The sequence below is a fragment of the Nocardia sp. NPDC050793 genome (assembly GCF_040654065.1).
Taxonomy (GTDB): Bacteria; Actinomycetota; Actinomycetes; order Mycobacteriales; family Mycobacteriaceae; genus Nocardia.
The window spans coordinates 35,582-53,331 of the sequence record NZ_JBFAHG010000003.1; the positions used below are offsets into that span (position 1 = coordinate 35,582).

Annotated in this window: 7 protein-coding genes; 5 read left to right on the top strand and 2 right to left on the bottom strand. The window is 70.9% G+C overall.

Annotated elements, in window-relative coordinates; genetic code table 11:
- Positions 1-245: 245 nt before the first annotated feature.
- Genes AB0H50_RS10715 through AB0H50_RS10725 form a run of 3 tightly spaced genes read left to right on the top strand, consistent with a single transcriptional unit; the run spans position 246 to position 13,722 of the window.
- On the top strand, positions 246-10,355 hold the full coding sequence (locus AB0H50_RS10715; RefSeq protein WP_357449539.1) for an HAD-IIIC family phosphatase: 10,110 nt from the start codon (positions 246-248) through the stop codon (positions 10,353-10,355).
- Complete coding sequence (locus AB0H50_RS10720) at positions 10,352-12,649, top strand: thioester reductase domain-containing protein (protein WP_357449542.1); 2,298 nt, start codon at positions 10,352-10,354, stop codon at positions 12,647-12,649. Before AB0H50_RS10715 ends, AB0H50_RS10720 begins: the two co-directional genes overlap by 4 nt.
- Positions 12,646-13,722: an alpha/beta fold hydrolase gene (locus AB0H50_RS10725; protein ID WP_357449545.1), complete on the top strand. Its 1,077-nt coding sequence runs from the start codon at positions 12,646-12,648 to the stop codon at positions 13,720-13,722. Before AB0H50_RS10720 ends, AB0H50_RS10725 begins: the two co-directional genes overlap by 4 nt.
- Here AB0H50_RS10725 and AB0H50_RS10730 read toward each other — a convergent pair.
- Entirely contained in the window at positions 13,705-14,706 is a 1,002-nt protein-coding gene (locus AB0H50_RS10730; RefSeq protein ID WP_357449548.1) for a Gfo/Idh/MocA family oxidoreductase, read from the bottom strand. The genes AB0H50_RS10725 and AB0H50_RS10730 overlap by 18 nt on opposite strands.
- 92 nt (positions 14,707-14,798) lie before the next feature.
- On the opposite strand from AB0H50_RS10730, the gene AB0H50_RS10735 reads away from it, so the two are divergent.
- Entirely contained in the window at positions 14,799-16,088 is a 1,290-nt protein-coding gene (locus AB0H50_RS10735) for a glycosyltransferase (RefSeq protein WP_357449551.1), read from the top strand.
- A 14-nt stretch (positions 16,089-16,102) separates the two neighbouring features.
- Positions 16,103-17,419, top strand: a complete 1,317-nt coding sequence (locus AB0H50_RS10740; RefSeq protein ID WP_357449554.1) for a glycosyltransferase — start codon at positions 16,103-16,105, stop codon at positions 17,417-17,419.
- Between the two features lie 40 nt (positions 17,420-17,459).
- Here AB0H50_RS10740 and AB0H50_RS10745 read toward each other — a convergent pair whose 3' ends face one another.
- A complete protein-coding gene (locus AB0H50_RS10745) occupies positions 17,460-17,750 on the bottom strand; it encodes an SHOCT domain-containing protein (protein WP_357449557.1) in 291 nt (96 codons plus the stop codon).

Genomic DNA, 17,750 nt, shown 5'->3' on the forward strand with positions numbered 1-17,750 from the left:
GATCGCTCTCCCCGCGAGATGCAAACATGAAATAGTCGCGGCCGCAAAGAGAGTCGAGCAGACCGTGCCCCCATTTTTCGGGGCCCGGCCCGCTGGATTCGATCTTGATAGCCTCGGCTCGATGAACCACGACCGCTATATTGTTGCCGCTGTCGGTCACACAACGCGCCGCCCGCCGCTCCTGGTCCCGGGGTAGCGGAATCGGCTGACAACTCGGGTTTCATCACCGTTAGAGGAAGTAGTTCGTGTTAAACACTTTCGTCGAGACACTGTTCGCTCAGGTCGGGAATCGGCCGGGTGATGTGGTGTATCGATTCCTGGACAGCGGTGATGTCGACGGTGTCGTCCGCGAAATGTCCTACGCCGACCTGGGTGTCCGCGCGCGGGCGATCGGCGCCGCACTCCAGGATTCGATGCCGCGGCGCGCGTTGTTGCTGTACCCGGCGGGGCCGGAGTTCGCCGAGGCGTTCTTCGGGTGCCTCGCGGCGGGCGTGGTCGCGGTCCCCGCGCCGCTGCCCGAATGGGAGAACCGGTCGCTGCGCAGGCTGCGGCGGATGGTGGCGCACGCCGAGGTCGATGTGGTGCTGGCGCCGCGGCGGGTCGTCGCCGATGCGGCCGCGCTCGGCGCGGAGATTCCCGAGCTGGCGGGCGTGCGATGGCTGGCCACCGACGAGGTCGAGGGCGATCTGGCAACGCGGTGGCGGGAGCCGGATCTCGGACCGGATTCGGTCGCGTTCATCCAGTACACCTCCGGCTCGACGAGCGCGCCGCGCGGCGTGCTGCTCACCCACGGGAATCTGCTGCACAACCAGGCGGCGATCGCCGCGGGACTCGGCCACGACCGTGCGTTGGCCGAGTCGTGGGACGGCGCGCTGTTCGCCAGCTGGCTGCCGATGTACCACGACATGGGACTGATCGCGCCGCTGCTGCACACGGTCTACCTCGGCGGTAATTCGGTGCTGATGTCGCCGCTGCACTTCTTGCAGCGCCCCGAACGGTGGCTGCAAGCGATCTCGACCTACCGCGCCCACACCAGCGGCGGCCCCAATTTCGCCTACGAACTGTGTGTGCGCCGGATCGCGCCGGAGCAGATCGATCGGCTCGACCTGAGCCGGTGGCGGGTGGCGTTCAACGGTTCCGAACCGGTGCGGGCCGCGACGGTGCGGCGCTTCACCGAAACCTTCGGCCGCGCCGGGTTCCGCGCCGAAGCGCACCAGCCGGTCTACGGATTGGCCGAGGCCACCCTGATCGTGACCGCGCCCGCCATCGCGACGCCGCCCGTATTCCTCGATGTCGCGGGCCGTGCCGCCGACGGAAACCACACTCGTGCAACGGAGTTGGTCGGCGTCGGGCAGGCATCCGAGGGGATCTCGATCGCGGTCGTCGATCCCGAGAGCGGCGCCGAACGCGCCGCAGGGGAGGAAGGCGAGATCTGGGTCGCCGGGGGCAGTGTGGCCGCCGGATACTTCCGCGACGAACAGGCCACCGCCGAGGTGTTCGGGGCGCGGCTGCCCGCCGACGACCGCCGTTTCCTGCGCACCGGGGACCTCGGATTCCTCTCCGGTGGAGAGCTTTTCGTCACCGGTCGGCGCAAGGATCTGTTGATCGTCGACGGTCGCAACCACTATCCGCAGGACATCGAGGAGACCGTCGAATCGGCGCACGACGCTGTCCGTGCCGGATGCGTCGCAGCGTTCTCCGTGGACGTCGGGCTGGACGGGGAACAGCCGGTGGTCGTCGCCGAGGTGCGCGGCGAGGATCCCGGCGAGCTGGCCGCGATCGAGGGCGCCGTCCGCGCCGCGGTGGCGGCCGATCACGGTATCGGCCTCGCGGCGGTGCTGCTGATTCGGCCCGGAACCATCTTCAAGACCAGTAGCGGGAAGATTCAGCGTTCGGCCTGCCGGGCGGCCTATCTGTCCGGCGAATTGCTCGCGCTGCTCGCGGGCCCGGTGCGGTCGCCGGAGGACGAACTGGACGACTACGAGACGGAGCCGCGGACCGTGCAGCCGGACACCGCCGAGTCCGCGGCGCAGCCGTCGGCGGAGGCGATCCGATCCTGGCTGGTGACGGCGATCGCCCGGCACGCGGCGCTGGATCCGGAACGCATCGACGTGCACCGGCCGATGGTCGAATTCGGTTTGGGCTCGGCCGATCTGGTCGAGATGGTGATCGACCTGTCGGATTTCGTCGGGCGCTTCCTCGACACCAACCTGTTGTTCGACCATCCCACGATCGACGGCGTGGCCGCGGCGCTGGCCCCCGCCGCGCCGGACGAGCCGGGCGCGGCCGACGCCGCGGAGCCCGAAGCCGCTCCCGGCGACGACGCCGACGACGACGCGATCGCCATCCTCTCGATGTCCTGCCGGTTCCCCGGCGCCGCCGACTCGCCCGAGGCGCTGTGGCGGCTGTTGGACGGCAACGGTGACGCGCTCACCGAGGTGCCCGCGGGCCGCTGGGACATCGACGGGCTGTACGACCCGGACACCTCAGCGCCCGGCAAGGCCTACACCTTCCGTGGCGGATACGTCGACGGCATAGATCGTTTCGACGCCGCCTTCTTCGGCATCGGCCCGCGCGAAGCGGCGGTGATGGATCCGCAGCAGCGCGTCATGTTGCAGCTCGCCTGGGAGGCGATCGAGCGGTCGGGTCGCGATCCACGCACCCTGCACGGCAGCGAAACCGGCGTCTATCTCGGCGTCTACAGCACCGGCTATCTGGCCGACGTCGCGCCGGAACAGCTGAACGGCCAAGTCGGAACGGGACTTTCGCCGAGCGTCGCGTCCGGGCGGATCGCCTACACGCTCGGCTTGCACGGCCCGGCGGTCACCTTGGACACGGCCTGCTCCTCGTCGATCGTCGCGGTGCATCTGGCGATGCAGGCACTACGCGCGGGGGAGTGCGATCTGGCCTTGGCGGGCGGCGCCACGCTGCTGATGTCACCGACCGCCCACATCGAGCTGAGCAGGCTCGGCGTGCTGTCGCCGACGGGCCGGTGCGCGCCGTTCTCCGCCGACGGCGACGGGACGGTGTGGGCGGAGGGCGCCGGTCTGCTGCTGTTGAAGCGTCTCGGGGACGCCCGCCGCGACGGGGACCGGGTGCTCGCGGTCATTCGCGGTTCCGCCGTCAACCAGGACGGCCGTAGCCAGGGTTTGAGCGCGCCGAACGGCGCGGCACAGGAACAGGTGCTGCGCTCGGCGCTGCGGGTCGCGGGTCTGGCGCCGCACGACATCGACTATGTCGAAGCGCACGGCACGGGGACGGCGCTCGGCGACCCGATCGAAGCGCGCGCACTGGCGCGGGTGTTCGGGCCCGGTCGTGATCCGCTGCGACCGCTCGGCATCGGATCGCTGAAATCCAATGTGGGGCACACCCAGGCCGCCGCGGGCGTGGGCAGCATCGTCAAACTCGTACTGGCGCTGCACCACGAGCGCATCCCGGCCACGTTGAACGTGGGAGTGCCTTCACCGCAGGTCGATTGGGCGACCAGCGGTCTGGCGGTGCAGGCCGAGCCGATGCCGTGGCGGCACGGTGACCGGCCGCGCCGGGCCGGGGTGAGCGCCTTCGGGCTCAGCGGAACGAACGCGCACCTGATCCTCGAGGAGGCGCCACCCGAGCCCGCGGCCGAGCCGAACCCGGCGAGCGAGGACCGGAGGGTGTCGCTGCTGCCGATATCGGCCCGCAGTCAGGCGTCGCTGCACGGTCAGGCCGAACGGCTGCTCGACCTGGCGCTCGCCGATCCACGCTTGCGGCCGGGGCCGGTCGCTCGCGCACTGGCGTTGCAGCGCACCCAGTTCGAGCGGCGTGCCGTCGTGGTGGCGGGCGACCGGGACGAGATGATCGGCGCGCTACGCGATCTGGTGGACGGCCGGTCGTCGGCGAACACCGTCGTCGGCTCCGGTCCGGTACTCACCAACGCCAAGACCGCGTTCGTCTTCCCAGGGCAGGGCACGCAGTGGGTGGGCATGGCGCGCGACATGCTCGTCGCCTCCGCGGAGTTCCGCGCCGAATTCGAGCAGTGCGACAAGGCTTTCGGCACACACGTCGGCTGGTCGCTGGTGGACAGGCTGGACACCATGACCGCCGCCGACCTCGCCGACTTCCCCGTCGTGCAGCCGCTGCTGTTCGCGACCATGGCCGCGCTCGCGGCCACGTGGCGGGCGGCCGGCGTCACCCCGGACGCGGTGGTCGGCCACAGCCAGGGCGAGATCGCCGCCGCCTACTGCGCCGGTGTCATCGAATTGAGCGATGCCGCACGGATCGTCGTCACGCGCAGCCGCCTGATGCAGGCCATCACCGCACCGGGCGCGATGGCGATGATCGGCCTGCCCGAGGCCGAGGTGCGCGAGCGGCTGGCGGATTTCGACGGCCGGGTGTCGATCGCGGCGGTCAACGTGCCGCGCTCCACGATCGTGGCGGGCGAGCAGCCGGCGGTGGAGGAACTGCTCGCCGACCTGGACCGCGCGGGAATCTACACCCGGCTCGGCGCCGCCGGTCCCGGCTTCGCGGGACACTGCGGGCTGATCGAGTCCATCCGCGATCCGCTGACCGCCGCGCTGGCCGACCTCACCGCGGATTCGCCTGCCACGCCGTGGTATTCGACGGTAACGGGCGAGCCGATGACGGCCGAGCCGATCGGACCCGGCTACTGGTACCGGAACGCGCGCGAGACCGTGCGGTTCGCGACCACGATCGAGCGGATGATCGCCGACGGGTTCCGGTACTTCGTCGAACTCGGCGTGCATCCCTCGTTGACCGCGGCGGTGCGGACGGTGTCGGAGGAGCTCGGGCGCGAAGTGGTGGCCGTGGGTTCGCTGGTGCGGGACCAGGACGGACCCACCTCCCTCGCCAGGGCGCAGGCCGAACTCTACGTCGCGGGCCACGAACTCGACTGGACCCGGCTGGTGCCCGACCACGGCCGGGTCGACCTGCCCACCTACGCCTTCGACGAACGGCGGTTCTGGACCGAACCCGTCCATCGCGACTCCGGGTCGCTCGGCCTCCAGGACGTCTCCCATCCCATTCTGGGTGCCGGTGTGCCGCAGCCGGATTCGGACGGACTCACGCTGACCGGGCGGCTTTCGCGCAGGCAGCATCCGTGGGTGGTCGATCACGCGGGACCGAACGCGGTGCTCGTGCCCGGCGCCGCACTGGTCGAATTGGCCGTTCGCGCCGGTGACGAGGCGGGCAGCCCGGTGCTGCGCGAGCTGGTGTTGCGCGCGCCGATGCTCGTCCCCGAGCGCGGTGCCTTGCAGATCCAGACCGTCGTCGGCGGCGCCGACGCCGACGACCGCCGCACCGTGCGCGTCTACGCCCGCGCCGAGCACGACCCGGATGCCCAGTGGACGCTCCATGCCGACGGCGCGCTGGCCGCGGAATCCGAACCCGCTCCCGCGCAGGCCGATTCGTCGGCGTGGCCGCCCGCGGACGCGGTCCGCGTCGATGTCGACGACCTGTACGCGAAGCTGTTCGCGCGCGGACATCACTACGGTCCGCTGTTCCGCGCGGTGCGGGCGGCATGGCGACGCGATGACGACATCTTCGTGGAGGTCGAACTCGCCGAATCCGCGCACGGCGATGCCGCGAAATTCGGCATCCATCCGGCACTGCTGGACGCCGCGTTGCACGCGACCGCCCTGTTCGCCGCCGACGGCGCGAATGCCCTGCTGCCCTTCGTGTGGACCGATGTCACGCTGTGGGCCTCCGCCGCGACCGCGCTGCGCGTCCGGCTCACCCGGTCGGGACCCGACGCCGTCAGCGTGTTCGCGACCGACCGGACCGGACAGCCGGTGGTGTCGGTGGGTTCGGTGCTGTCGCGTCCGGTCGCCGCCGCGCAGTGGGACGCCGCCGCGCTCGCGCCCGCGTACCGTCGGCTGTTCCGGATGGAGTGGTCGGAGCTACCCTTGCCCGCACCGGACCGGACGCTCACGCTGGGCGAGTGGAATCCCGCCGATCCGGTGGTTCGCGACGTGATCGTGCTGCGGGTCCCTGAAGGCGATGCGCCGGGCCAGGTGCACGACACTGCTCAGCACATCCTGTCCGCGCTGCAAACGCTGTTGTCCGACAGTCGATTCGAGCGGACACGGCTGGTTGTGCGCACGCACCGAGCGGTGGCGCTGCTCGGTGCGGACAACCCGGACCCGGCGGGCGCGGTCGTGTGCGGGTTGGTGCGCTCCGCGCAGTCGGAGAATCCCGGCCGGATCACGCTGATCGATGCGGTCGACGGCGAGGTGGACATCGTCGCGCTCCTCGCCGCGGACGAGCCGCAGCTGGCCGTGCGCGACGGCGTGGCCTTCGCGCCGCGCCTGACTCGGCTGCCGGAGGCGGCAGGGCGGGCGCCGGAAGGACGGGTGTCGCTCGGGGACGGGGCCGTGCTGATCACCGGCGCGCCCGGTCGGCTCGGGTCCGCGCTGGCGCGGCACCTGGCCGACGCCTACGACGCCAGAGACCTGGTGCTGGTCAGCCGTCGCGGTATCGACGGCCCCGGCGGTGTCGCGCTGCGGGACGAGCTGGAAAGCCGCGGCGTGCGTGTGCGATTCGCGCGCTGCGATATCGCCGACCGGTCGGCGCTGGCGCGGCTGCTGGACGGTCTGCCGCTGGCCGGTGTGGTGCACGCGGCGTGCGTCCTCGACGACAGCACCTTCGGCGCGTTGACCGCCGAGCAGCTCGACGCGGCGCTGCGTCCGAAAGTCGATGCGGCACACCATCTGCACGAGCTGACGGCCGACCGGGAGCTGTCGATGTTCGTGTTGTTCTCCGCCGCGGGCGGCCTGTTCGGCACGCCGGGCCAAGCCAATTACGCGGCGGCCAACGCCTATCTCGACGCGCTGGCGCTGCGTCGCCGCGCGCTCGGACTCCCGGCGCAGTCCCTGGCCTGGGGCGCGTGGGAGGTCGACATGCACGACCACATGGCGCAGGCAGACATCCGGCGGATCGCGCGCGCGGGCGTCCGCGCGTTCTCGGTGCCCGAGGGCATGGCCTGCTTCGACGCCGCGCTGCGGGTCGGTGACCCGCTGCTGGTGCCCTTGCTGCTCGACACCGACGTGCTGCGCCGTGCGCCCGCCGTTCCGCCGCTGCTGCGCGGACTCGTGCGCCGCGCGCCCCGGCGGGCGGTGGCCGACCGTGCGAGCGTCGACGCCACGGCGGGCTCGCGTTTCGCCGAACGGCTGCGTGCGGTGCCCCGCGCCGAGGCCACCGCGCTGGCCCTCGCCGCGCTCGCCGAGTGGACCGGGGAGGTCCTCGGCCACGCGGGCGGCGAAAAGGTCGCGGCCGAGCAGACCTTCCAGAGCCTCGGACTCGACTCGCTGATGGCGGTGGAACTGCGCAACAAGGTGCGCGAGCACTCCGGAATCTCGGTGCCGCTCGGCACGATCCTCGCCGAGCAGAGTCTCGCCGACCTCGCCGGTCACCTCGTCGGCGAGGTGATGCGGCAGGCCGATGCCGAGGGCTCCGCCGCGGTGGCGGCCGAGGTGCCCGAGGTGGAAGTGCTTCCGGTCACCCGGGAGATGATGCGCCTGTTGCGCACCGAGCAACTCGGCATCCCGAGCGCCGCGCAGACCGGCGGCGTCGCCGTGCGGCTGACGGCGCGGGTGACCCGGCCGCGGTTGGAGGAAGCGCTGGCGCGGCTGGCCCGCCGGCATGCGGCGTTGCGCACCACCATCCGGTCGAGTGACGAGCACGGTCGCCAGCTGGAGATCCGTCGCGAGCCAGGCGCACTGGCCGGATGGCGCGACCTCGACCGGCTCGACGACACCGTGGTGCAGCAGCGGTTCGCGGAGCTGATGGCGCGGCCGTTCGACCTGGCGACCGGCCCGCTGTGGCGCTTCGAACTGCTGAATGCCGAATCCGGCGATCAGGCACTGCTTTTCGGCGGGCACCACAGCATGAGCGATGTGCAGTCGATGCTGCTGGTCGCGGGTGAGCTGGCCGCGGAACTGTCCGGCGCGGAGCTCGACGACGCCGTCACCAACCGCGACATGCATCAGCTGCTCGCCGCGCAGTCGGGCGGTCGCGATGACGCCGCCGAGAGCGCGAAAACCCGGTGGCGCGAGGCGTTCTCCGGATCGCGCAGGCTCGAGCTGACCCTGGCGCATCCACGTCCGTCCGGCCGCAGCTACGGCGCGGGGTCGATCGCGCTCGACCTGCCCGCCGGACTGCACGACCGGGTCGCGGACCGCGCCCGCGACCTCGGCATCACCCCGGCCGCGGTGTTCCTCGGGGCGCTGACCATCCTGCTGGCCCGGCGTCAGCAGGTCGATCGGTTCGCGCTCGCGGTTCCGGTGGACACCCGCATGCACGCCGACGCGACCGCCGCCGTCGGATATTTCGGTGTGCCCGTGCCGTTCCCCGCGGCCGCGGCGGCCGGTGACCTCGTCGCCGACGTGCTGCGGAGCACCGGCGAGCGACTGCGGAACCTGCTCGCGCCCGGCGCGGGTTTCGCCGATGTGCTCGCCGCGCTGGCCGCCGAGGGCCTCTACCGCGACAACGCGCCGATGATCGAGGTGTACTTCAACTACCTGCGCGCCAACTCCGCCGTCGCGCCGGCCGCGCTCGTTCCGGTGAGCACGGGCTACTCCGACCTGGACCTCATGGTCGCGGTGCTGCCCGACACCGGCCAGGTGTGGTTCACCTACAACAGCGACATCATCGACGCGCGCACCTGCGCCGAGTTCGGCATGGAATACCTCGCGACTGTCGCCGCCGCCATCGCCGACCCCGGAGCCGCTGCTCGCCCCGAAACCATTGGACAGCAGCAGGTTTCCGGCTTCCGCGCGGCGCTTGGCGCCACGTTCGCGCTCGGCAGGCTGCCCGAGCTGATGACGGCGGCGTCGTCCGATGCCACGCCGATCACCGTCGCGGAAGCGCCCTACCACCATGTGCTGTCCTGCCTGCGCGACCCGTCGGGAGTGTTCGCGCAGCCGTCGACGGATTTGGGCATCGTGCTGCTGCGCGCGTCGGACTTGGAACGCTTCGGCGCGCTCTCCGACGACCAGCTCGCCGAACTGGCCGCCGCATTCCCCGCGGCCGTGCTCGACGTAGTCGAACGGACACGTCGTCCGGTCATCGTCGGCATCCTGCCCTCGGCGCGCGCGGAGGAACGGTTGCTCGAGTGGGAGCGGCTGGTCGCCGAACGCCTGCGCGACCGGCCCGGCGTGGCGGTGCTGGAGTCGGGGGAGTGGACGCGCCGTCATCCGGTGGACCAGCCCTTCGACGACCGGACCGAGATCCTGGCGCATCTGCCCTTCACGGCCGAATTCCAGGCGGCGGTGGCGCTGACCCTGGCCGCGACCGCGGCCGCCGTGACGGAGCCCGCGCCGAAGGTGATCGCCGTGGACGGCGACGACACCCTGTGGAGCGGAACGGCGGGCGAGATCGGGTCCGCCGCTGTGACTTTCGACGCGCCGCGGCTGGCGTTGGCCCGGCGGCTGCTGCACTGGCGCGACGCAGGAACACTGCTGGTGCTGCTGACCAACAACGACGCCGACATCGTCGACGCGATCCTGGACCGGCCCGAAAGCCCGTTGGGCCGCGAGCATTTCGCCGCGGTCTCCGCGGGGTGGGACGGCAAGCCGGAGCGGCTGGAGGAGGTCGCGCACGCTGTGCGGCTCGGCCTCGACAGCTTCTGCTACCTCGACGACAACCCGGTCGAAGTGGCGCGTATGCGCGCGCGGCTGCCCGAGGTGCTGTCGGTGACGTGCCCGCCCGGCGGGGAACTGGAGTCGTTCCTCGCGCGGCTGTGGCCGATGGTTCCGATCGCGGCGACGGTGGAGGACCGCCAGCGGGCCGACTTCTACCGCCAGGATCGCGAGCGCGACAAGGAGAGGGCGTCAGCGGAATTCGCCGACTTCCTGGCGGGACTGAATCTCGAGGTCGCCATCGAGCCGCTTTCCGACGCCACCGCGGTGCGCGCCGAACAGCTCGTCCGGCGGACCAATCAGTTCACCCTCGCCGCGGTCACCCGTGACGATCTCGCCAGGTGGTGCGACGAGGGCGAGGTGTGGACGGCGACGGCGCGCGACCGCTTCGGCGACTACGGCCTGATCTCGGTGCTCGCGCTGCGCGCGGATGCGGAGAGCCTCTGGATTCGCGGCTGGCAGCTCAGCTGCCGCGCCCTCGGCCGCGGCGTCGAGGAGCGGCTGCTGGGTTGGGTGGCGGACCGGGCCGACGCCCTCGGCTGCTCGACGGTGCGGATGTCTGTCGAGCACACCGGCCGCAACGAACCCGCTCGCCGATTGGCCGCGCGGCTGGGCGGCGGCGGGGATGCGCGGCTGGAAGTGTCCGCGACACCGGATCGCTTGCGGGAGTTCAGGTCCTGGGAAACCACGGCGGCTCATGGAGAAGAGGAGATGACCCGGTGACCGGTGCTGACGAACGGACGACGGTGCGCAACCCGGCCGTCGACCGTCGCGTGCGCGGCGAAGCCCTCGAACGAGGCGCCGCGGGGCTGGACGTCGCCGCCCTGCTGGCGCGCACCGGCAGTGCGCCGCCGGTCGAATCCGGACGCGGCGTGCCACCGATGGACGCCGACGCGGCCGGAGGCGGTGGCGCCGCACCGCAGGCCGACATCGGACGCGGGACGCCACCCGTGGACGCCGAGGCGTTGACCGCGGCCGTCACCGCCGTGGCGAATCGATTCACCGCGACGCCACTCGACGCCGACGCCGATTTCTTCGACGCGGGCGGCACCTCCCTCGCGGCGGTGGAATTCGTCGCGGCGCTGGCCCGCGAGCTGAACATCCACCTGGACCTCGACACAGTGTTCTTCGACGCGCGCCCCCGCAGGCTGGTGCAGCGCTGGCTGGCGGATCATCCGGAAGCCACGCTGCCGCAACAGAATCCAGAGACCGACACCGACGACCTCGCCCAGATCTTCGCCGATCTCGCGGGCGCCGACCGGTTGCCGCTCGTCGCGGCGCCGGAGCGGGTCGCACCGCGCCGCATCCTGCTGACCGGGGCCACCGGCTTCCTCGGCAGTCACCTGCTGCTCGATCTGTTGCGCCACAGCCAAGCCCACGTGGTGTGCCTGGTCCGTGCCGAGGACGACCACGACGCCGCTCGACGACTCGAGGACGCCGTCCGGCGCTTCGCGCTGCCCTGGTCCCGGGAGATACTTCGGCGTGTGACCCCGCTGGCGGGCGACCTGCGCCTGCCCCGGCTCGGCCTGTCGGACGATCGATGGAAAACCCTTGCCGCGGAGGTGGATTCCATCGTGAACGCGGGTGCCGCGGTGGACTTCCTGCGCGGCTATCCGTCGCTGCGCCGGACCAATGTGCTCGGCCCGCTGACCCTCGCCGAACTGGCGTGCACCGACCGGCCCAAACCGCTGCACCACATCTCATCGCTGGCGGTGTTCAACGGAACGGAAGCCGCCACGCTGAACGAGGACGATCCGACCGCCCACGTCGCCGCGCTACCCATCGGATACGACCGATCCAAGTGGGCCGCCGAGGCCGTGCTGCGCAGGGCGGGCGAACACGGACTCGTGGTGACAATCCTGCGCCCCGGTGGCATCGGCAGCCATCCGGAGACCGGCGCACACAATCCGCGTGACCTCAACGCCGGAATCACGGCGGCGCTGCTGCGCTTTCGCACCGCGCCGGGCTTCCGGCATCTCAACTCCGCGCCGGTGGACTGGGTCAGCCGGGTGGCCGCGGAGATCGTCGGCACGCCGAGCGCCTGGGGCCGCACCTATCACCTCACGGGCGCGCCCACCTCGCTCGATCAGGTGGTCGCCGAAACCACGCTGGGCGGCATGGGTATTCGTGTGCAGCACTGGGAGCAGTGGTGCGACGACGTGGTCCGCGCGATCCGCGAAGAACCCGTACCGGAACTGGAATCGCTGGCGCAGGTGCTGCAAAGCCCCGTCGCCCGGCGTCAGCTGGCGGCGATGGTGACAGCGCCGCCCGCGTCGGCCGCCCGCACCGAGGCGTTCGTCGCCGCCAACGGCCTGCCCGCGCCCGCCGCGTCCGGCGCGGCGCGCGGCCGGATGCTCGCGGCCATGGCGAGCTTCGGCCCGCAGCCGGGCGACGAACCCTATTTGCGCTTCGACGAAACACTCACCGGCACAGTAGGTCCCGTCGGTGAAGACGCCGATGTTCCGTGCGATCTGCGGCTGACCCTGTCCGTCGCGAGCGGCGCGCAGGTGTTCACCGCGCGCACGCTCGACGTCACCGGCGAGCTCGCCTGTGCTCGGTTGCACGAGGAGCCGCTCGCCGTCGAGGGGACGGCGACCGTCCGGCCGCACGACGGGATTCCGCTGCGTCACGAAGTGCGGCATCCGCTCATGCACTACCGCCTGACGCTGCGTGATTCGTCCGGCGGCGAGTGGTGGCTGGAGGGGTACAAGTTCGCCGCGGCGCGCAGGCGCTTCGTCCGGCAGCTCGGTACCCAGGTGATCGAGATCGGACGCGCCGGAGAGCCCGCGTCGTATCGCGGCGAAGTCGCCGTACCCATGCACACCTACTTGCCCGACCAGATCGACGGCATCCGGATCGATCCCCGGCTGCCCGAACGCCAGCAGCGGCTGGCGAAACTGCTGTGGCTCAGCTGGTTCGGCGGCCAGCTCGGTAAAGGGCTGATGGAACCGATACTCCGGGTCGGGATCGACCTGCTGGATCTGCGCCGAGCCGCGCGTAAGGAGCACCGCCGATGACCGACCTGCGATCCGCCGCGCCGGAATCCGATGCGGCGGAAGTCGTTTCCTTCCGCACCGCCGACGGCGTCGACCTAGCCCTGCGCCCCGTCGGTCCCGCGGACGGTCCCGCGGTGCTGCTGGTGCACGGGCACGGGGTGTCGTCGGAGATGTTCGCGCTCCCCGAGATCCGGAACGTCACCGACGTCCTTGCCGATGCCGGCTACCAGTCGTGGCTGCTCGACTGGCGCGGCAGTTGCCGCCTGCCGTACAACGAATCGGGCCAGCCCTACACCTTCGACGATGTCGCGCTCTACGACCTGCCCGCGGCGGTCGCGCAGATCAGGGCGCGAATCGGGGACCGTCCGCTGTTCGTCGTCGCGCACTGCATCGGTGCGCTTGCCCTTTCGCTGAGCATGACGGCCGGATTGCTGCCGGGACTCGCGGGCGTCGTCGCGCAGGGTGTCTTCCTGACGCCCAAGGTCAGCACGTCGGCGCGGGTGCGGGTGCTGCTCGGCAGCGAACTGCTCGGCTCGCGCGTCGGCCACATCGAATCCGACTTCCGCAAGGTCGGGCTCTGGTCCCGGCGCACCTTGCTGTACGCCGCGCTGTCCCGCAAAGGCGACTGCCCCGACCCGACTTGCCGCATGGTGCAGCACGGCTGGGGGATGGGCGCCAAGCTGTTCGAGCACGACCATCTGAATCCGCGCACGCACGACCGGCTGGCCGAATTGTTCGGCGCGATACCGCTTTCGGTGCTGCCCCACCTGCGGCAGATGGAGCTGGCGCACGCGGTGGTCCGGTGGAACGTCGACGACGACCGCTATGCGGCGCTGCCGGAGAACGCGCTCGACCACGCAGGCCGCATCGACTGCCCGGTGCTGCTGCTGTCCGGCAGCCGCAACGAGGCGTGGCTCGATTCCAACAAGCTGTGCTACGAGGTGCTTGCGGCGCGCAATCCGGGAATCGATGTCCGCTACACCGAGATTCCCTCCTACGGCCACCTCGACACGTTCATCGGGCGCGGCGCGGCCTTGGACGTGTTCGGGCACATCGTCGATTTCCTCGACGAGACCTCAGCTCGGTTGGCGTAGTGGCAGGCCCGCGGTCCGGTAGATGGCATCGATGACGGTCATGGTGGCGACGGCGTCGCTCGGTGCGGTGGCCACTGGTTCGCCGCGCAGCACCGCGGCGGCGAAGGCGTCGAGTTGATAGTCGTAGGAGGTCCGATGCGCGAAACGACGCACCCGCCTGCCGCGCTCCGAGCGAACCGAGAGCAGATGTCCCATATGCGGCAGCACCGGATTGACCAGCCGCATCCGGCCGCGATCCCCGACGACGGTGGCGCCGACGCGCAACACGTCGGCCGACCACATCGAGCACCGGATATGTCCGGTGTGCCCGGAAGGGAAGCGCAGGTCGGCGGTCATCGCCCGGTCGATCCGCGATTCGCGCAGCTTCGCCCGCGCCGCGACCACCTCCGGGTCCTCGCCGCCCAGCACGCGGGCCATGTGCACGGCGTAGCAGCCCGCGTCCATCAGGGCGCCACCCGCCAGGGCGTAGTCGTAGCGGATGTCGGAGAACTTGGGCAGCGGAAAGCACAGCGCGGCCTCCACCCGCCGCAGCGTCCCCAGTTCGCCGGAGGCGATGATCTCTTCGGCGGCCGACATCAGCGGGTGGTAGCGGTAGTGGAACGCCTCCATCACGACGCGATCGGAATCGCTTGCCAGCGCGGCGATCTCACGCGCCTCGGCGGCGTTTGCGGTGAACGGCTTCTCGCACAGCACGTGTTTTCCCGCCGCTACCGCGGCGCGCGTCCAGCGACCGTGCAGGCCGTTCGGCAGCGGAATGTAGACCGCGTCGAGATCGGGCGCCTCGATCAGCGCCTGATAGCTGTCGTAGACCTGGGGAATGCCGTGCTTGCGCGCGAACCGCTCCGCGCGCGGCCGATCCCGCGCGGCGACCGCTGCGACGACAACTTCCGAGCTGCGCGCCGCCGGTGCGATCAGGGACGCGGGCGCGATGCCGGCCGCGCCGAGGATGCCGATGCGGAGCCCGGACTGCAGGTGGTCGGTCACCAGCAGACACTAACATCGGCACCGCACCGCGACTGCCGGGCGAATTCCGAATGCGGACGAACGACAGCTGAGCACGAACGAAAGTCGAGAGTATGCGTATCGCGTTGTTGACGGCAGGGACCCGGGGCGATCATCAGCCGTATCTGGCGTTGGCGGACGAATTCCGTTCGCGCGGGCACGATGTCGAGATAACGGCCACCGAGAACTACGCCGCAGTGGTGCGGCGCTCGGGCTTCGAGCCGCACGTCATCCCGTTCAACTCCGCGGAACTGCTGGAATCGCCCGCCGCCAAACGCGCGCTGTCCTCCGGTAAGACGCTGCCGTTCGTCCGGATCATGCTGGACACGGTCAAGATCATGGCGGGCGAGCGCGGGGAGCGGATGCACGAGGCGCTCAGCGGCGCGTGCGAATCGGCGGAGGTGATCGTCTCGTGCGCCTCGACCCTGCCATGGGCGATGGAGCGCGGGGAGAAGTACGGACAGACCGTGGTGGGTTGTCTGCCGTATCCGCTCGAGCGCACCGCGGAGTTCCCGTCGTCGTTCATGGTCAAGCAGATGATCTCGTCGCCGCGACTGCGGTTGGCCAGCTACTCGGCCTTCGAAATGGCCTACGGCCTGGCCTATCGTCGCGTGGATCGGCGGGTGCGCGCGATGATGGAGTTGCCTGGCAAACCACGAAATCCGTTCCGGCGCATGCGCGAGGACGGTATTCCGCTGGTGCACATGGTGAGTCCGGTGCTGTTGCCGAAACCCGATGACTGGACCGACCGTTCGACCGTGGTCGGCGCGCCGATCCTGCCCGCCCGGCTGCGCGAGGCATGGGGCGAGGCGGTGGTCGATCCGGCGCTGTCCGCGTGGCTCGACGAGGGCGAGCCGCCGATCTACTTCTGTATGACCGGCATGCCGATCCTCGACCCCGCAGGATGCTGCGAGCTGATCGCCGCCGTCTGCCGCAGGCTGGGGGCACGTGCCCTGGTGACCGTGCGCGGGGAGGGTTTTCCGCGCGGCATCGGAGACGACCGGAGGCTGTTCGTGCTGGATTCCTTCGACTACGACCGCGTCCTGCCGCGGTGTCGCGCGGTCGTGCACCACGGTGGCAGCGGCAACACCCATGACGTGTTGCGCGCGGGCCTGCCCGCGGTGGTGATCGGCGTGCACAGCGACCAGTTCTTCTACGGCTGGCGTATTTCGGCGCTCGGCATCGGGGCCGACTTCCCGTATCCGTCGCTGACCGAGGACCGGCTGCACGACGCACTCGTCACGGCATTGACACCCGAAGCGGGCAGGCGGGCAGCGGAACTCGGCCGCACAGTCTCCGCCGAGAACGGTGTCCGCGCCGCGGCGGACGCGGTGGAACGCCTGGTCGTCTCGGCATCGGCCTGAGTCGGGGCGATTCCGTGCACGTCGCGATCTTCACCGACTTCCACCCGGCCACACTCGGCGGCGTCCAGACCGCGATGCGGTCGCTCTGCGACGGCCTGCGGCGGCTCGGTCATCGGGTGACCGTATTCTGCCCTCCCGCACCGGGATCCGTGACCTCGGACGCCGAGACGGTGGTGCTCGGCGCGCTGCCGGTCGCGATGTCGAACGGGCTGCCGGTCGTCCTGCCGACCCGGGGTAATCAGCGCAGGATCGATGCCGCCTTCGCCGAGCGCGGCCCGATCGACATCGTGCACGCGCTGACGACCTACGGGTGCGGTATCTCCGGTGCACGTGCCGCACGCAGGCACGGCATTCCGATCGTCCAGACCATGCAGAGCCGTGACGACACGGTGATCGCGCAGTATTCGCCCGCGCCGTATCTGTCCGCGTTGACCATGCGTCTGGTGCACGGCTGGTTCGTGCCGTTGCGCGGGCGACCGCCGTCCGATGGCGACGGCCGCATCGCCCGGCTCGCCTGGCGTCCGCTGATCGCACAGGCGCAGGCGGCCGATCGAGTGATCGTGCCGACCCGGCACTTCGCCCACCGCGTCGCCGCGCACGGCGTGGACCGGCCGATTCACGTGGTGTCCAACGGAATCGACGACGAACTGCTGGATCGCGTCCGCGGCGCTGACGACGAGGCGACGAAGACGGAAACGCCGCCGCGAAGGCTGGACGCGGAAACGCCGCTGCGAGCGCGGGACATCCAAGCGCCGCTTCGGGCTCTGTGGTGCGGTCGCCTGTCGGCGGAGAAGCGTCCGCTCGAGGCGATCGAGGTGGCGCGCCTGGTGCAGGATTGCACGCTGGACGTCTACGGCGGCGGCCCGCTGGCCGACCGGGTTCGCTCGGCGGTCGCCGAGGCGGATCTCGGCGGACGTGTGCGCCTGCACGGCGAGGCCGGTCAGGCCGACTGCCTGCGCGCCATGCGCGGTCACGACGTGCTGCTGCTCACCTCCGACTGCGATACCCAGGGCATGGTGCTGCTGGAGGCGATGGCGATGGGTCTGCCGGTCGTGTATTGCGATCCCGAACTGTCCGAAACCGTGCCAGCCGATGGCGGCGTTCGCGCCGACGACCGGTCGGTGGAATCGTTCGCCGCGGTGCTGAAAGACCTGGCGGGCAACCGAATCCGCCTGCAAGCCATGCGCAGGACGCTCGCGGACCATGCCGACGAACCGCGCCAATCGCGGCACATCGAAGCGATCCTGTCGGTCTACGCCGAAGCGCTCGACGCCCCGAATGTCAGCGGGGGAGTGGTCAGAACTCCGCGATGCGGCGGGCGGAATCGATGACGGCCGCGAGGTAGTGCTCGCGCTCCGCGGGGGTGAAAGCTCAGGATGCGAGGATCCTGGCTTTCTCGGCTTCGAACTCGGCGTCGGTCAGCACGCCCTGCGCCCGGAGCTCGGCGAGCTCTTTCAACGCGGTGACCCGTTCCGTGCCCGCGCCGCCACCAGGTGCGGGCTGCGGCGCGGCGGGCTGCGCCGCATAGCTCGGAGGCGGGGCGTACTGCTGTTCCTCCGCCGCCCAGCGCTCTCCCTGGCGCCGGGAAACGCGATTGGAGACAGCGGTCGCGGTTCCGGAGATGATCGCGGTGCGGGCGACGCCGCGCAGCAGTCCTGGCAT

Coding starts and splice junctions, on each gene's coding strand:
- AB0H50_RS10725 (WP_357449545.1), top strand. CDS start 12,646: ATGACCGACCTGCGATCCGCCGCGCCGGAATCCGATGCGGCGGAAGTC.
- AB0H50_RS10735 (WP_357449551.1), top strand. CDS start 14,799: ATGCGTATCGCGTTGTTGACGGCAGGGACCCGGGGCGATCATCAGCCG.
- AB0H50_RS10745 (WP_357449557.1), bottom strand. CDS start 17,750: ATGCCAGGACTGCTGCGCGGCGTCGCCCGCACCGCGATCATCTCCGGA.